Here is a 15,336-nt window from a genome sequence, read left to right on the forward strand (position 1 = left end):
GTAGAGTCATTGTAGCATCTTGCGGACTTGACATGGGAGAGGGGCTTTTGAGGTTGACAGTGGAGACAAACGGGGCTGATTTCAATGTAGAAAACCCGATGCAAACGGCGGGGAACGTGATTCGGCTGGACAGGGTGGTGTACCGCCAGAGCGTTACCATCCTGCAGGATGTCAGCTGGCACGTCCGCCGCGGGGAGCACTGGGTCATCATCGGAAACAACGGGTCGGGCAAAACGACGCTGCTCAACGTGATCAACGGCTATGTGTGGCCCACCAAAGGAGTGGTGGAAGTCCTTGGGCAGCGGTTTGGGGAAGTCGACCTACGCGAACTCCGAAAGTCGATTGGCTGGGTCAGTGCTGCGTTTGGCGATCGCGTCTTTGCATCGCATCCGACCGACCACGCTCTCGACGTGGTGGCAAGCGGCAAGTATGCTTCGATTGGGCTGTACGACACCCCGGATGCGGACGACATCGCAGCTGCACGGGACCTGCTCGATGCGTTCGGCGCAGCCGAATTGGCGGATCGCACGTATCACACCCTGTCCCAGGGGCAAAAGCAGCGCGTGCTGCTGGCGCGGGCTTGGATGGCCAAGCCGAAATTGCTGATTCTCGATGAACCCTGCACAGGGTTGGACCTGCTCGCGCGTGAGCAGCTGCTCACAGCACTGGAGCGCATGGCCGATGCGCCCGAGGCGCCGACCTTGCTGTACGTGACACACCACCCGGAAGAAGTGCTGCCGCTGTTCACACATGCGCTGCTGATGAAAAACGGGCGGACCGTCGCGGAAGGGGCCAAGTACGACGTACTCACCAGCGAAGGCCTGTCGGAAACGTTCGGCGTCCAGGTGGAGGTAAGCTGGGCCGACCATCGGCCCTGGGTCAAAGTGGTGGGCGGGCGCTGATGCAGCTTGTGCTTGCATTGCGCGCCCGAGCCCAGTAGACTAGAGGGACATAAGGCACAATTGCGCCGGGGTGGCGGAATCGGCAGACGCAGCAGACTTAAAATCTGCCGGGCCAAAAGCCCGTACGGGTTCAAGTCCCGTCCTCGGCACCAAGCGTGGCGCGGCTTTCCGGGGTTTCCGGGGAGCCGCGTTTTCTAGTCGGTTAGGGGCTCGTTCGCATGGCGAGTGCCCGATAGTGAACATCGTCAAGGTGCGGCTGTATAAGGGTGCTGTTGTATGTCGGCTCGGATGACTGGCTTGCCTTGGCGGTACCTGTAAGTCATGGTGGCCCGAACGTGGGGTGAGTCGATGAATTCGACCGTGGTCGCGGTTGTGTTTGCTGGTTTGACTGTCGTTACCTATCGGCGGTCAAAGCTGGTGGGCAGGATTTTCGGTGCGGGTGCAATATTGACAGGAATTACGGCGTTCATTACAGCTCTAAAGTAGGTAAAAGAGGCAGGACCATGCATTCTGCACAAATTGACTCATGCCCAAGGCGGGCCTCGGTGATTGCCGGGGCCTTATGGAGTTTGTATAGACTTTTTTCACATGTTGGTGGTGCAAATTTGTAGGATCATGGAAGAAATCAATTAAAAGTGGAGGTGCTTTTCATGTAATCAACAAATATGGATGTACAACATTGGTACGATTCGGGCTGCCCGTACGTGGGTAATGCTTTCGAAAGATGGTTTGCCGTACTACATGAATAATGAAGATGAACAGTATAATGGTTGAACCATGTTTGGTGGTTGAGGGGGGATTAACCCCCCCTTTTCAGTTCTCGACTTTGTACGGTTGTATGGTGTGGTTTCCTGCGACCAGTGATGCAATCACCGACATGACTTGTTGATGATTGATAGTTTCCTCTTCTTGACGATTGATTGTGACCAGATTGTTGCTCGTCCGCCCGGTCACTTGAATCAAAAAATCCAGCCCATGGTCGGTGAAAACAAACTGTTCAGGGTTGTTGAGATTGCCAATGGCTGACGTGGTCTGAATGAGCACCCCATTCATCATGATATTTTTCTTGTTTCCCATTAAGAAATTAGAGATTGCAGGGTACCCAGCTGCATGCTCCAGGATCTCCATTTGGTGGTCTTTATCGAGAATCACCGTCATGGTGGCGGCCTTTTCGTGAACATACCCCGTGGTCATGAGAACCCCTAAATCGGTTACCTTCTGGTTCGGGAGAATCACGTTAAAATCGAGAAGTTGTTTGATAGCCTCGACGCCCCTATAGCGATACGTTGTGATGCCTTCACCATCATGCTCTACCTTGTATGGTTTGACCGGGGTGGAATTAGACACGTGATTTGCCACGGTGGACGTTTTGATCACCGGGCCAGTCGATTTGTTTGAAGCATGACTAAAAGCAAGAATGCCTGCGGCTACCACGATACCAGCCACTGCGGCCAATGCAGTTATCCATGGGGCCCGATTTTGTTTTCTCCTGGATTCATTCGTCTTTGCGCTTCGCAGGTTTTCGAGGATCCGGCGTTTCATCTGCTCATCCATGGTGAACTTGATGGCCTCTTTGAACATTTCCCTGTCCCTCTCCATATCAGGTCACTCCTTCCGGTTGCCTGCCGAAGTGTTCCTGTACGATTTTCCGAGCGCGATGGTACGTGCATGGGGAACCTTTACGACAAGTGCAGGCTGGGACGAACAGTCTGTTCAAGACCGTCTGAATGACAACGTGTCACGTTTTTTGACTGACCTACAAAGATCTAACGTCTCTGATAAACCAGCCTTGGATCAAGATACACGCGATCTCAAAGAGTTACTGCAAATCGCGTCGCAGCATCACGATGCTGTCGGCGCTCAGGCTCTCGTGCATTTTCGGGACATATCCGCTGACCTCTATAACCACTTTTGCGGTTCTGCCCCAAGGTACAACATGTCGCATATCGCATAAGAATTACATATTCATACATTTCGCTGTGTTACACTTATTGCAGCAATGAGCAGTAACGCGCAATAACATCTCGGAGATATTACATGATTATCGAGCGGATTGATATCACTTTTAGGGGTGAAACTCTTGGATATTCAAGCAGTCGAATGTCAAGGACTGTCGCGAAGTTTTGGCGCACGAACGGCGGTTTCGGATCTTGATCTTAAAGTTCCTCAAGGTGCGGTATTTGGATTTCTAGGCCCCAATGGGGCGGGTAAAACCACCACTGTGAGGATGATGGTGGGCATGCTGCGCCCGTCAGGGGGATCCGTTCGCGTATTGGGACTAGACCCTTTTTCGCAGGGGGACCAGGTTCGGTCTCGATGTGGAGTCATGTTGGATAACGTTGGACTTTATGATCGACTTACTGCTCAGCAAAACCTTCAATTCGCAGCCAAAATTGCGCGCCTTAGTGCAAGTGAGGGACGAAAGCGGATTAACGAAGTGCTTCGCCGTGTCGATTTGTGGGAGCGTCGCGATGATAAAGTCTCCGGGTTCAGCAAAGGCATGCGGCAAAAGCTCGGTCTGGCGCGTGCACTTATCTCCGAGCCCGAAGTGCTCATCTTAGATGAACCGACAGCCGGGTTAGATCCAGCGAGTATTGTAATGGTGCGAGAACTACTCATATCTTTGGCGCAAGAGTCTGGGAGAACCATCTTTCTGTGCACGCACCTTTTGGCCGAAGCTCAGCGTATATGTGACCGTGTAGCCATAATGCAAAACGGGCATCTATTGGCAATCGGTGATCCTAACCAACTTGGCAGTCAAGGGCTTCCCACCTTTCGATTACGATTGTCCGGCTGTGATTCTGAAATGACCAGGAATCTGACTCTTCCCGACGGGGCTCAATTGAGCCCGTTGAATCGAGACGAGTGGCGAGTGACGGTAGCGACTTCCGATGACATTGAACACATCGTGGCAGCTTTAGTTGGAGCGCGCATTGGTGTCAGAGCTGTGATTCCCGAGCAAGTTTCTTTAGAAGAGGAATACCTACGCTTGGTGGGGGGCGACGGTAATGAGTGATCTGATTACGATGATATGGAAAGAAGTCGCGGAGTTGTTGGGCAACCGTAGGTTTTTGTGGGTTTTTACAATCGCGATCCTTGCGATGGGTATCATACCGACGCTGGCGCTCTCGAAACATCATGGAAACACCGTTGATGCCAGTTCCCTGACTTTCATGATACTCCGCGCTGTTTACGTTCTATTCGCAACTGCTATCGTGGTAGCTCAGACTGCACCGGACATGGTTTTACACGAACGTGTCGGACACACCTTGGACTATCTCCTAACAACGCGGTTATCCAACCATGCCATATTCGGCGCCAAAGTCCTCATTTCTTTCGCCGTCGGCTATGTGACCGCCATCTTAGCAGTTGCTGTACAGCTTATTTCCGCAGCGTTGATTGGCGGGACTGGCTGGCATTGGCTCTATCTAGCTATTCCGATAGGAAGGATCATCACGTTCGGTATCACTGCTGCCCTCAGTCTTTATGTGTCCGTGGTGGGTACGTTTGTAGCAGTTCGCGTGGGGGAACAGCGTGTAGCGTACATGATTAGCATTTTTGCCGTAGCGCTCTTAACCGTGCCCTTTCTTACAGGCTGGATTCACATTACGTTGACAGTTCAATGGGTGACTTGGGTTGCGATCATCTTCGGTGCCATCGCCGTTGTATTGGGCTTCGTTGGAATACGTTTGTTCCGTCGAGACATGCTTGTTCTGTACTTGCAGGATTAGTATTGATCATTGAGTGGGCTTGTGAAGACGAATCTACCCCAAGGTCGATGGTGATACCGTGGTAGGTGTACAGCAGGTCACATTCTGGTCACTACTTCCAATAGTAACGTGAACTCATCGAACGAAATGGTACGAAAAACGCCTTAGGGGCGGACTTGCTGGACGTGCTGGAATCGGATGAACGGCGTAAGACGTGCGGCTTACGTTTCCTAAACCTCGTCTTACAGGGGGCGAGTTTCTTCGGGCCCACCGAAAATCAAGTTTTGGCGCGATTTTTCGGGTATCCGAGTTCGCCATTTTAATGTTTTAGTCTTGTGTGCCAAGCCGTTTAATTCGGCTTTTACCATTTCTCTACCAGACGTGGTAGAACTGATTAGGATGAAAATTAACCCGCTGTCCGGATATCCACAGCCTCCATTACGTCAGCGCCGCCGGTAAAGCAACCTTCAAGACCGGAAAATTCGACGGACACGCCATCGTCTTCAGAAGTAAACACCGCAGGATATACATAATGGTCAGGCAGCTTGCTCATCCTCTTCTATCCCTTCCCTTCGGAGCGGGGCCCCGTCAATTTTAACGAATGCTCTCCGTTTCTCTGCCGGTACCCACACTTCTGGCAAGCTGATAGTTGATATATTGATTGAGGCTGACACCTTCCTCCTTCGCTTTTTCAACCAGGGTCCTGTGCAGTGATTTCGGCACTCGCACATTGAATTTGCCGGAGAAATCTTCCGCCCTTGCCGGTTCCGGAATGTCCTGACCATCCTCCAAGGCAACTTCGATCCAGCCACGCTTCGCATCCTCAATCATGCGTATTGCCTCTTCGACGTTTTCCCCTTGCGTGATACATCCAGGCAATTCGTTGATTGTAGCAACATATCCTCCAGATACCGTGTCCGGCATGAGCGTGATCGTGTAAGGCAACGACAAATAGTAGTCGAGGTTTTTATCAGCCATCTTACAATACTCCTCCTCACCCCCGGTCTTTCACTCCGAGGTACTCTTTCAACGCGTCCTGGAGGAGATGGGAGAAGTTCACGTGCTGTTCCTGTGCCAGGTCATCCAGCCACTTGGGAATGGAAAGGGTCTTTTTTACGGCTCGTTGTTCCATCTCATCCCGGAACGGCGGCATCCACGCTTCCACAAGCACGACAACCTGATTCTCAGCCACCTGCAACTTGTTGATGGGCGTTGGTTCCGGAATCGGATCGCCGTCTTCCTCCATGCCATACAAGTGAAGCGCCATGGCCTCACGAGCGTTCTTCATGGCTTCTTCTGTCGTATGCCCGCACGGCAAACAACCGGGGAGGTCCGGGAATTCGATGGAGATACCATCATCGGCATAAATGAAAATCGCTGGGTACATGTATCTATCTTGCGCCATGTGTGGTCACTCCTTTGGAGGTTCAAGACCAGCCTGTTTGAATATGCTGCGAACTGTCTCAATAGGTACGTCCTTGATGGGGTGGGTAATGGTGACCTTCCCTGGTTTCGTTGGGTGTTTGAATCGTCACCCCCTCGAAGATATTTTAATACGTATGTTAATACGTATCAACAGCAGCCGATATCCGCATAGTGATTAGACTTTTTGGTGAGTTTTTTAGACTTCGTGACCAGAAAAACGCGCTATCATGATACCAACGGTGAATTTCCCTGGGGCGTCCGAGATGGGCGCCCAATTTGTTACGGCAACGCGCTGTTCGGACGTGCGAACCTCGCGTATTTCGGAGGCCGTTGGTCCGTTCAAGCGCACTTCACCGTCGATCGTGAATGCCCAACCGTTCTTTGACGGCGTATTGCAAGACTTCGGACAGGTTCAGGCCGTGTTCCCTGGCCGCGCTCTTGAGCCATCGAGGCAGGGTCACCGTGGTATTCACAGCTTTGTGGGGGGAGATGTCGGAGTCGGTCGCGATCAGGGTGGCTTGGACGCACAACCACTGCCAAGTACGTATCCCAGCGCCCTGTACCATGATGTGTGGCTATTAGACCTGCGCCCCGCGCTGCCTACGATTTCTTGAAAACGATAAAATATACGATGGCAAACAGCAAGACGATACCGATGTTGACGATGAGCCGCGTTGTAAAGTGGTGTCTTAAGAACAGCACATCGACGCACACGATCACGGCGATCAACACCAAAATGTACAGCCAGCGAATCAGATTCATCGTCATGCACTTCCCCTCGCGGATATCCCAACATTTCGTACAGCCACGTGTCTCCTGCTCATTGTATCAGGTGCATCTCCAGATTAGGAGGTGAACGTGCACAAGTCGAGAAGATGCGTGAGAAGGCCTGAGAAGACGTGAGCGGAACCAACTACCCCAGGAATAGGGAAAGGGAAGAGAACGGATATGAGCGTAACGTATCAATTGGCCCGAAAGGAATACGGACGTGCCCACCGACAACATTTGCGCAGGCACCCAACGGCGTTTCTGTTCCAGTTTTTCGTGCTGTTCTTTATCGTGATCCAGCCAACGTTTATTCATGGTTATGGCAAGTACATCGATTGGGTCGTTATGCTCATCTGGTTCATTCTGCTGGTTCGCAGTGCGCGAAAATCCGAAAAACAAACGTCGGAGAAAACGGTAACGATATTGGATACGGGCGTTCAGGTAGCGTCCGCATTTGGAAGTCGAACAATGTATTGGAACGTCATCAATGATGTGATTTTCACTCCTGAATTCATTCTCATTTATGTTGACCGGAAAGTTGAGACCATTGTGCCGAGACGAGCCTTTGCGTCAAAGGAGATGATGACCATCCAAACGGAAAAATGGCTGTTTGGTTTAGGGATTATCATCACGATTTTATCGCCGCTTGATTTCATCTGGGATATCCTACGTTCGCATGACGTCAGTTGGCACGTTCTCATATACGGGATCGACACGTACATCATGGCTATGGTGCAGCATTTATTTTGGGGGGCATTATTGATGGGCATTGCGAAGGTCTTACGGAATCAACGGAAGCCGCAGGATGACATGAACGGGTGGTAAAGCAAATCAGGCGTACATCGTTCGGCCCGTAGGATACCGCGACGCGTCTCCGTTTTGGTTTAGCCGCGGGTGAAGTTGTTGGCGGCACGGATGCTCCGTTATTGTGGCAGGTTCCTTTGTTTTTTCAACGCCATATTCCAATATCCTCCTGGTTGTCGGGGGACTGTGTGTCCATGTACTGGATGGAGTAAGCACGGGTCCCTTGTTTCATCATGGGGTGTGCAGGCTAACATCGTATGTTAAAATTAACACAATGAATGATAAGAACTGCGGACAGGGTGGTGCTCGGTTTGGCGACGATGGCAGATGTGGCAAAATTGGCCGGCGTTTCCGTGATGACGGTTTCAAGGATTATCAGCGGAAATGGAAAGGTGAAAGAATCGACGCGCAAAAAGGTCCTGCGCGCGATGGAGGAAGTCAACTACATTCCGAAGGGTTATACGAGGCAGCTCATCCAACACGAAATCAGTACGTTGGTCCTGATTGTGCCCGATATCACGAATCCGTTTTTCACGTTCATCGCCCGCGGCATGGAAGACGTGGCAAAGAAACACGGTTATCGCGTCTTTTTAGCGAATACCGACGAAAATCTCAACAAGGAAAACCAGTACATTCAGATGAGTATTGAGTTTCACGCCGATGGCGTGCTGATTGCGCCAGTCGGCGACGACTCGAAGGCAAACTTGGAATTGTTGGAGAAAGAGGGGATTCCGTTTGTCTTGATCGACCGAGAGGTAGAAGGCATCCACGTTGATTTGGTGAAGAGTGACATTATCGGCTCGTCCAAAGCGCTGGTTGAACACCTCATTTCGCTTGGGCACCGGCGTATTGCCATCGTGACAGGACCTTCGAACAACGGTGCGAGTCGGGAGCGCCTTGAAGGTTATTTGCAGGCCATGGCGCTGCACAACTGCCCCTATTCGGAAGCGTGGATTCAGCATTCTGCCATGACGCGCGACAGTGATCCCAAATTTATCGATGAACTTCTGAAGCTTGACGAGCCGCCAACCGCACTGTTTGTCGCGAACATGTTTCAGTATGCGCATGCAATCAACCGATTAACGGAGCTGGGTCTGCGGGTGCCGGAGGACATGAGCATCGTGGGTTTTGGCAACTCGGATTATCTCGCGGCGGTGGATTCGGCTTTTACTTCTGCCGTTCAACCGACGTACAGCTTCGGGTCACTCGGAACACAAATGCTTATCGAAAGGATTGAAGGACTTCGGGAAGCACCAAGACGGATTGTGCTGGAAGCGAATCTAGTGATTCGACGTTCGACAGCGCCCCTGCGTTCGAGCACCCCGGTCGGATGATGTTTCAATTAACATTGACACGTGAAATGAATTAACTTAATATCGTGTTATATAGTTCATATGAAAGCGCTATTATTCGTTTTTTTGAGAGAGGAGTGAGTGTCTTCTCCGTTCTGCGTGGATGCGCTGTCATTGTGCTGAAGAAAAATCATCATTCGAGATGGAAGGGTGGAAAAGGGCATGGCTGAGGCAAGTGCCGCAGTGTCTAACGCCGTAGAGGCGAAACCAGGCGCCGGGTACATCACGGTCGTCGTCATCATTGCCTCACTCGGAGGTTTGTTGTTTGGCTACGACACGGGCGTCATTTCAGGTGCAAATGGTTTTCTGCAAACAGAGTTTCATATGTCGACTGCAATGACGGGGTTGGTTTCGAGCAGCATCGACCTTGGTGCGATGCTCGGTGTTCTGATTGCCGGGTTGTTGGGGGATAAATTGGGGCGCAAGAAGGCCCTGCTGATTGCCGGACTGACGTTTGTTTTGTGCAGTGTGCTCACGGCGTTTGCCAACGGTGTGTGGGTGCTTGTCATCGGAAGGTTTTGCGGAGGGATTGGTATTGGCCTGGCTTCTTTGTTGTCTCCGCTCTACATTGCCGAGATTGCGCCTGCGAAGATTCGAGGGCGTCTTGTGGCCTCCAACCAATTAGCGATTGTCAGCGGTATTTTTATTGTCTACTTCGTCAATGCAGCAATCGTCAGCACGCATGCGGCGGCCTGGAACCAGACCATGGGCTGGCGCTGGATGTTTGGTATGGGTATCATCCCTGGGCTCATTTTCTTCCTCTTGTTGTTCTTCGTACCGGAAAGTCCGAGGTATTTGGTCACCCGGGGCAACGAGCAGCGAGCGCTGTCAATTCTCAGTCGTGTCAGAGACCGGAAGACTGCGCAAACCGAATTGCAGGATATTCGTGAATCCATTCGGGAGGTACCGGATTCGTTCTGGAAAGAGGTATTCAGTCCCGGGATTCGCAAAGCGCTCTTGGTGGGTGTCTTGCTTGCCGTCTTTCAACAGTTCACCGGTACCAACGCCGTTGGCTATTATGCACCGATGATCTTCAAAGCGGCAGGGGCTGGAGCGAACGCATCCTTCTATGATACGGTCATTGTGGGTGCCATCAAAGTTGTATTTGTCATTGTTCTGATGCTGATTGTCGACCGCATCGGAAGAAAACGCTTGCTGGTCTGGAATGGCTGGTTCATGGCCGTCTTCTTGGTCGTGTTGGGCATTGCGTTCGCGATGCCGCACATGCTCACGTGGCTGGTTCTGGCGCTTGTGTTCCTGCACACCATTGCGTATGAGTTGTCTTGGGGCGGCGGAGTTTGGATTGTTCTCTCCGAAATCTATCCAACCGCCATTCGCGGCCGGGCCATGTCCATCGCGTCGTTCGCGCTTTGGTTCGCGACCTACTTAGTCGCACAATTTTTCCCCATCCTGCTCAAGGCGATTGGCGGGACCTGGACATTCTGGATTTTCGCGGTGTTCTGCATCATCATGGCCGTCTTCATGCAGCGGGTGGTGCCGGAAACGAGCAAAAAGACGATGGAACGGATTCAGTCGGATTGGCTGCACAAGGGTGACGCCTCCATGAGCGAATAATATCCATGGAAGATGTTTCGGAAGAGACATCAAGGAAATGCGGCCACAGAACAGTGTGGCCGCATTTCTTAACAGCATAAAGTGTATTGAATGAATTGATTATCACATATATAGTGTTATATTTAACAGTGAAACCTGCGGCAGAGATGGGATGAGACGATGGGGACAGTAAGAGCGCTGCACATTCATGAACGCGATAACGTGCTGATTGCCGTGGAACCGGTTGCTGCCGGTGACACGGTTGTGTTTTCGGGCGGAACCCTGCAGGCACTGGAGGATGTTCCGCGCGGGCACAAAATCAGTCTTGCAGACCTGCTCGAAGGAGAACAGGTCATCAAGTACGGGTATCCGATTGGACATGCCACAGCGTCAATTGCCAAGGGCAGCTGGGTGCACACGCATAATGTGAAGACCAATCTGAGTGGGAAGGAAGCCTACCGCTACGAGCCCGTGGCGAGGCGTGCCCTGTTCGGAAACCCGGAACTGCCAACGGCCTTTGAGGGCTACGTGCGTGAGAACGGCGAGGTCGGGATTCGGAACGAAATTTGGATTCTGAACACGGTGGGGTGTGTGAATAAGGCGGCGGAAACGCTGGCGAAGATGGCAGACACAGAATTCCGCGGTCACGGGGTTGACGGTGTCTTTCATTTTGCGCACCCCTATGGCTGCTCGCAGCTGGGAGATGATTTGAAGTATACCCAGAAGGCGCTGGCTGGACTGGCGAGGCACCCAAATGCGGCTGGTGTCCTCGTGATTGGGCTGGGGTGTGAGAATAACCGGATCGAGGCCTTTCGGGCCTGTCTGGAAGGGATTCCTGAAGAGAAACTTCGTTTCCTGTCCCTTCAGGAAGTTGAGGATGAGTACGAGGAAGGCATGCGGCTGCTGCGTGAACTGGCTGCCTATGCGCGGACTTTTGAGCGGAAGCCGGTTCCGCTGGACCGTCTCAAAATCGGATTGAAGTGCGGCGGATCCGATGGCTTTTCCGGGATTACGGCCAACCCGCTGGTCGGGGCCGTATCCGATTTGGTCGTGGCGAACGGGGGAACCTCGCTCCTGACCGAGGTGCCGGAGATGTTTGGTGCGGAAACGATTCTCATGAACCGCGCCGCGGACGAAGCTGTATTTGGCCAGGTTGTATCGTTGATTGACGACTTTAAGGATTACTATACGCGTCACGGTCAGGTGATTTACGAGAACCCTTCACCTGGCAACAAGGACGGCGGCATTACGACGCTGGAAGAAAAATCGCTGGGGTGCATTCAAAAAGGGGGCACCGCGGCGGTGGTGGACGTATTGCCCTATGGGGCGCCATCGACCAAACCTGGCCTCAACCTCGTACAATCGCCAGGCAATGACATGGTATCGGTGACCGCGTTGACGGCCGCAGGGGCGCACCTCATTTTATTCACCACCGGGCGAGGGACGCCGATGGGTGCTGCGGTCCCGACCATCAAGATTTCGACAAACACGAGCCTGTTCGAAAGAAAGAAGAACTGGATTGACTTCAATGCCGGCGGTTTGATTGAGGGTGAAGACAAAGCTGCGCTCGCAGCCGCGCTCTATCGAATGGTCATTGACGTTGCTTCGGGCCGCATGCAAACCAGAAATGAACAGAATGGTTTTCGTGAAATCGCGATCTTCAAGGACGGTGTGACGCTGTGAACGGCCTGCTGACGCGAGACCACTGTCCAGACCAGGCGCTGTTGGAATTGCCGGAGCGGGTGATTCAGATTGGTGAGGGGAACTTTCTTCGCGGTTTTGTGGACTGGATGATCCACCAGCTCAACAAACACAACCTGTTTCGCGGTCGGATTGTGGTGGTCGCGCCACGCCCCACCGGACGAGCGAATATTGAGCGGCTGAATGCGCAGGACGGCTTGTTTACCGTGTGGCTCCGCGGCGTTCGGCAAGGTGTCAAGGTCGATGAGCGGGACATCGTTTCGTCCGTGAGCCGCGGGCTCGACCCCTATCAACAATGGGACGAATTTCTGGCCTGTGCGGAGAATCCAACCATCGAGATTGTCGTGTCCAATACGACGGAGTCTGGCATCCAATACCTCCGCGAGGACTATCAGGAAGGTGTGCCGCTGCAGTCCTTTCCGGGCAAGTTGACCGCCTACTTGTACCACAGATACAACCACTTCCAGGGTTCGGCAGCAGCCGGTATGACCCTTGTGCCTTGTGAACTGCTGGACGATAACGGCGACCGGCTGCGTGACGTGGTGTTGCAGCACGCGCGGGACTGGGGACTGCCAACCGCGTTTTGCGAGTGGGTTCAGCGGCACAATCACTTCTGTAATACCTTGGTCGACCGCATCGTCACTGGCTTCCCAACGGGGGAGGATGCACAAGAATTACTGGCGCAGCTGCCGTACCGCGATGCACTCGTCACGGTGGGAGAGCCGTTTCACTTGTGGGCGATTGAAGCCGATGAACGCCTGCGTACCGCTTGGCCGTTCGAGCAAATCGGATTGAATGTCGCCTATGTCTCGGACATTCGACCCTATCGCACGCAGAAAGTCCGAATTTTGAACGGCCTGCATACGGCGATGTGTGCCGCTGGTGTGTTACTGGGCGTACAGACCGTCCGAGAAGCCGTCAACCACCCGGTCCTGGGACCGTTTGTCCACCGAATGCTGGACGAAGAAATTGTCCCCACCTTACTGGCCAGCCGGGTCGTGCCTGACCGGAGCGGGACGGAACGGTTCGCAGCGGCTGTCTTCGATCGGTTTGAGAACCCGTTTATTCGTCATGAACTGAAGTCCATCGCTTTAAATGGTCTGTCGAAAATTCGGGTCCGCCTGCTGCCCACTGTAAAAGAGTTCCACGCGCACCGCGGCCGCGTGCCGCTCCTCTTGGCGGCTGCGTTTGCGGCACAGCTTCTCTTTTACCGTGAAGCGGCTGCATCACAGGAAGTACAGGACGACCCAGCGCTGCTTGAAAGGGTTTCAGCGATTTGGCGCAGTGAACCGGACATCGGCCTGCGGGCGGTGGTCGAACAGCTGCTTGGCGATCCCGCCTTGTGGGGCGAGGACCTGAATCAAATCGACGGGCTTTGCGAAGCCGTGGTCGACTTTATCGGCCGCACGCGGGCGCAGGGACTGGAAACCGCGCTGGAGTCTCTGATTTTTAGCATGAGGGAGACGTCAAAATGACCACCACGCGTGATTTGCAGCGAACGCCGTCTGTCTTTACCTTTGGTGAACCGCTTGTTGTGCTCGTCCCCGATGCACCGGGTTTGCTGGCGACGACACACCAACTGCGTCCCTATCCGGCCGGTGCTGAGTTGAATACGGCGGTTGGCCTGGCGCGGCTTGGACTCAATGTCGCGATGGGGTGCAGCGTCGGGGCGGACGCGTTTGGGCAGCTCATCCTTAAAAGCGGCCGTGCGGAAGGCGTCAACATGGCGTATGTGCGGCAGGACGAGGCTGCGCCGACTGGCGTTTTCTTTAAACAGTGGTCCGGGCTGAAGGGGAAAACAACGGTCTACTATTATCGGTCCACGTCGTCGATGGCGATGGGGGGGTGGCAGCCGAGCGAGGAATTGCTGCGTGCCCTGCAGGCGAGAACCTGGGACTGGGTGCACTCGACCGGCATCACCTGGATGATTGGCGAGCGCACGCGCAGAGTGGCCACCGAGTTGCTCGAACGCTGCCACATGCTCGAGCTGCCTGTGTCGTTCGACGTCAATGTGCGCCTGAAGCTCGGGGACGTCGAGCAGTGGCGGGCGTGTGTCTGGGAAGTGCTGCCGTATCTGACCTGGTTTTTGCTGGGGGATGAAGAGGCGGCGCTGTTGTTTGATACGGATGACGCCGCGCGGATTGAGCAAGTCCTTCGAGACCGCGGCTTCTCCGGCGAGGGTGTCGTCCTGAAGCTGGGAGAAGCGGGGGCGGTGGCCAGTGTTCAGGGCGCTCAAACACGCACACCTGCCTGGCCTGTGTCGCGGGTGGTCGACACCGTGGGCGCCGGCGACGGGTTTAATGCAGGGTGGATCGCCGGCATGCTGCGCGGTTTCGACTTGAACGAGGCGCTGAAACTGGGCGCTGTGGTGGGGGCGTATGCCGTCACCAGTATGGCTGATTACGACGGCTATCCGACGTGGCCTGAAGCTTTGCAAGAGTTAACGGGAAAGGGGTTCGTGGAACGATGACGCTTGAGGATGCAGTTGAGCGGGTCAAGCAGGCTGGGGTGATTGCCATCTTTCGCAAGTTGCCGTCAGCCACGCTGCTGCCGCTGTGTGACGCCGTCGTGACGGGTGGCATCCGGGCGGTCGAAGTGACCGTCGAATCGGAGGGCGCATTTGAATCCATTCGCGCGATTCGCCAGCAGTACGGCGATACGCTGCTGATTGGCGCAGGCACCGTGATGAGCGTGGACGACGTGCATCAGGCCGTCGAAGCCGGGGCAGACCTGCTCCTCAGCCCGCATCTCGATCCGGCGCTGGTTGCCGCCGCACACGCGCTGGGCCGGCCCTTTGTGCCAGGCGTGGCCACGCCATCGGAGGTCGTTCAGGCCTCGCGCGCTGGCGCAAGGGTCTTGAAGTTGTTTCCGGCCGCACCCCTTGGCGCTTCCTATCTAAAAGACTTGTTGGGGCCCTTTCACGACAAGTGCTTTCTGCCGACGGGCGGCATTACCGTCGACAATGCGGCCGAGTTTATTCGGGCGGGTGCTGTTGGCGTCGGCATGGGCAGTTCGCTGGCTGCGAAGGCGGAGATGGAGGCGGCGGACTGGGCCTCCATCCGAGCCCGTGCTGCACAGGTGCTGGAGCGTGTCCAGGCTGCAAAAGCAGCCAAGCAATAA

General features: G+C 54.0%; 15 protein-coding genes, 1 tRNA gene and 1 pseudogene. 11 read left to right on the forward strand and 6 right to left on the reverse strand.

What is annotated here, in order from left to right:
• The first annotated feature begins 47 nt into the window (after positions 1-47).
• Together JI721_RS12400 and JI721_RS12405 are read left to right on the forward strand one after the other, a co-directional pair.
• Positions 48-902 (forward strand): ABC transporter ATP-binding protein, encoded by an 855-nt coding sequence (locus JI721_RS12400; protein WP_307015770.1) that lies wholly within the window; start codon positions 48-50, stop codon positions 900-902.
• 64 nt (positions 903-966) lie between these two features.
• Positions 967-1,054, forward strand: a tRNA-Leu gene (locus JI721_RS12405).
• A 661-nt stretch (positions 1,055-1,715) separates the two neighbouring features.
• On the opposite strand, the gene JI721_RS12410 is transcribed toward JI721_RS12405, so the two are convergent.
• Positions 1,716-2,501 carry a hypothetical protein gene (locus JI721_RS12410; RefSeq protein ID WP_274455187.1) on the reverse strand — a complete coding sequence of 262 codons (786 nt, stop codon included), beginning with the start codon at positions 2,499-2,501 and terminating at the stop codon, positions 1,716-1,718.
• A gap of 481 nt (positions 2,502-2,982) precedes the next feature.
• Between JI721_RS12410 and JI721_RS12415 the strand changes: the two genes are divergently transcribed.
• Both JI721_RS12415 and JI721_RS12420 read left to right on the forward strand, forming a co-directional pair.
• Entirely contained in the window at positions 2,983-3,918 is a 936-nt protein-coding gene (locus JI721_RS12415) for an ABC transporter ATP-binding protein (protein ID WP_274455188.1), read from the forward strand.
• Entirely contained in the window at positions 3,911-4,633 is a 723-nt protein-coding gene (locus tag JI721_RS12420; RefSeq protein ID WP_274455189.1) for a hypothetical protein, read from the forward strand. The genes JI721_RS12415 and JI721_RS12420 overlap by 8 nt, the downstream gene beginning before the upstream one ends.
• 385 nt (positions 4,634-5,018) lie before the next feature.
• On the opposite strand, the gene JI721_RS12425 is transcribed toward JI721_RS12420, so the two are convergent.
• The 5 genes and pseudogenes from JI721_RS12425 to JI721_RS12445 all read right to left on the reverse strand — a co-directional run bounded on the left by JI721_RS12425 (position 5,019) and on the right by JI721_RS12445 (position 6,805).
• Positions 5,019-5,165, reverse strand: a complete 147-nt coding sequence (locus tag JI721_RS12425) for a type II toxin-antitoxin system HicB family antitoxin (protein ID WP_274455190.1) — start codon at positions 5,163-5,165, stop codon at positions 5,019-5,021.
• A 41-nt stretch (positions 5,166-5,206) separates the two neighbouring features.
• Entirely contained in the window at positions 5,207-5,590 is a 384-nt protein-coding gene (locus JI721_RS12430; protein ID WP_274455191.1) for a type II toxin-antitoxin system HicB family antitoxin, read from the reverse strand.
• A 16-nt stretch (positions 5,591-5,606) separates the two neighbouring features.
• Positions 5,607-6,017 carry a type II toxin-antitoxin system HicB family antitoxin gene (locus JI721_RS12435; protein ID WP_274455192.1) on the reverse strand — a complete coding sequence of 137 codons (411 nt, stop codon included), beginning with the start codon at positions 6,015-6,017 and terminating at the stop codon, positions 5,607-5,609.
• Positions 6,018-6,023: 6 nt separating this feature from the next.
• Positions 6,024-6,143, reverse strand: a pseudogene (locus JI721_RS12440) (type II toxin-antitoxin system HicA family toxin); the annotation flags it as partial.
• A gap of 494 nt (positions 6,144-6,637) precedes the next feature.
• The gene (locus JI721_RS12445; RefSeq protein WP_274455193.1) at positions 6,638-6,805 is read right to left on the reverse strand and encodes a hypothetical protein; all 168 of its coding nucleotides are present in this window, start codon (positions 6,803-6,805) and stop codon (positions 6,638-6,640) included.
• A 180-nt stretch (positions 6,806-6,985) separates the two neighbouring features.
• Between JI721_RS12445 and JI721_RS12450 the strand changes: the two genes are divergently transcribed.
• The 7 genes from JI721_RS12450 (at position 6,986) to JI721_RS12480 (ending at position 15,336) form a co-directional block, all read left to right on the forward strand.
• The gene (locus JI721_RS12450) at positions 6,986-7,630 is read left to right on the forward strand and encodes a YcxB family protein (RefSeq protein WP_274455194.1); all 645 of its coding nucleotides are present in this window, start codon (positions 6,986-6,988) and stop codon (positions 7,628-7,630) included.
• A 299-nt stretch (positions 7,631-7,929) separates the two neighbouring features.
• A complete protein-coding gene (locus JI721_RS12455; protein ID WP_274457845.1) occupies positions 7,930-8,943 on the forward strand; it encodes a LacI family DNA-binding transcriptional regulator in 1,014 nt (337 codons plus the stop codon).
• A 180-nt stretch (positions 8,944-9,123) separates the two neighbouring features.
• Positions 9,124-10,536, forward strand: coding sequence for a sugar porter family MFS transporter (locus tag JI721_RS12460; protein ID WP_274455195.1), 1,413 nt, complete (start codon positions 9,124-9,126; stop codon positions 10,534-10,536).
• A gap of 159 nt (positions 10,537-10,695) precedes the next feature.
• Positions 10,696-12,198, forward strand: coding sequence for a UxaA family hydrolase (locus tag JI721_RS12465; RefSeq protein WP_274455196.1), 1,503 nt, complete (start codon positions 10,696-10,698; stop codon positions 12,196-12,198).
• A complete protein-coding gene (locus JI721_RS12470) occupies positions 12,195-13,691 on the forward strand; it encodes a tagaturonate reductase (protein WP_274455197.1) in 1,497 nt (498 codons plus the stop codon). The genes JI721_RS12465 and JI721_RS12470 overlap by 4 nt, the downstream gene beginning before the upstream one ends.
• Entirely contained in the window at positions 13,688-14,686 is a 999-nt protein-coding gene (locus JI721_RS12475; protein WP_274455198.1) for a sugar kinase, read from the forward strand. The genes JI721_RS12470 and JI721_RS12475 overlap by 4 nt, the downstream gene beginning before the upstream one ends.
• Entirely contained in the window at positions 14,683-15,336 is a 654-nt protein-coding gene (locus JI721_RS12480) for a bifunctional 4-hydroxy-2-oxoglutarate aldolase/2-dehydro-3-deoxy-phosphogluconate aldolase (RefSeq protein ID WP_274455199.1), read from the forward strand. Before JI721_RS12475 ends, JI721_RS12480 begins: the two co-directional genes overlap by 4 nt.

The organism is Alicyclobacillus cycloheptanicus, assembly GCF_028751525.1.
In the GTDB taxonomy this organism is placed as follows: domain Bacteria; phylum Bacillota; class Bacilli; order Alicyclobacillales; family Alicyclobacillaceae; genus Alicyclobacillus_L; species Alicyclobacillus_L cycloheptanicus.

Coding starts and splice junctions, on each gene's coding strand:
- JI721_RS12410 (WP_274455187.1), bottom strand. CDS start 2,501: ATGGAGAGGGACAGGGAAATGTTCAAAGAGGCCATCAAGTTCACCATG.
- JI721_RS12420 (WP_274455189.1), top strand. CDS start 3,911: ATGAGTGATCTGATTACGATGATATGGAAAGAAGTCGCGGAGTTGTTG.
- JI721_RS12425 (WP_274455190.1), bottom strand. CDS start 5,165: ATGAGCAAGCTGCCTGACCATTATGTATATCCTGCGGTGTTTACTTCT.
- JI721_RS12430 (WP_274455191.1), bottom strand. CDS start 5,590: ATGGCTGATAAAAACCTCGACTACTATTTGTCGTTGCCTTACACGATC.
- JI721_RS12435 (WP_274455192.1), bottom strand. CDS start 6,017: ATGGCGCAAGATAGATACATGTACCCAGCGATTTTCATTTATGCCGAT.
- JI721_RS12445 (WP_274455193.1), bottom strand. CDS start 6,805: ATGACGATGAATCTGATTCGCTGGCTGTACATTTTGGTGTTGATCGCC.
- JI721_RS12450 (WP_274455194.1), top strand. CDS start 6,986: ATGAGCGTAACGTATCAATTGGCCCGAAAGGAATACGGACGTGCCCAC.
- JI721_RS12455 (WP_274457845.1), top strand. CDS start 7,930: ATGGCAGATGTGGCAAAATTGGCCGGCGTTTCCGTGATGACGGTTTCA.
- JI721_RS12460 (WP_274455195.1), top strand. CDS start 9,124: ATGGCTGAGGCAAGTGCCGCAGTGTCTAACGCCGTAGAGGCGAAACCA.
- JI721_RS12465 (WP_274455196.1), top strand. CDS start 10,696: ATGGGGACAGTAAGAGCGCTGCACATTCATGAACGCGATAACGTGCTG.
- JI721_RS12475 (WP_274455198.1), top strand. CDS start 13,688: ATGACCACCACGCGTGATTTGCAGCGAACGCCGTCTGTCTTTACCTTT.
- JI721_RS12480 (WP_274455199.1), top strand. CDS start 14,683: ATGACGCTTGAGGATGCAGTTGAGCGGGTCAAGCAGGCTGGGGTGATT.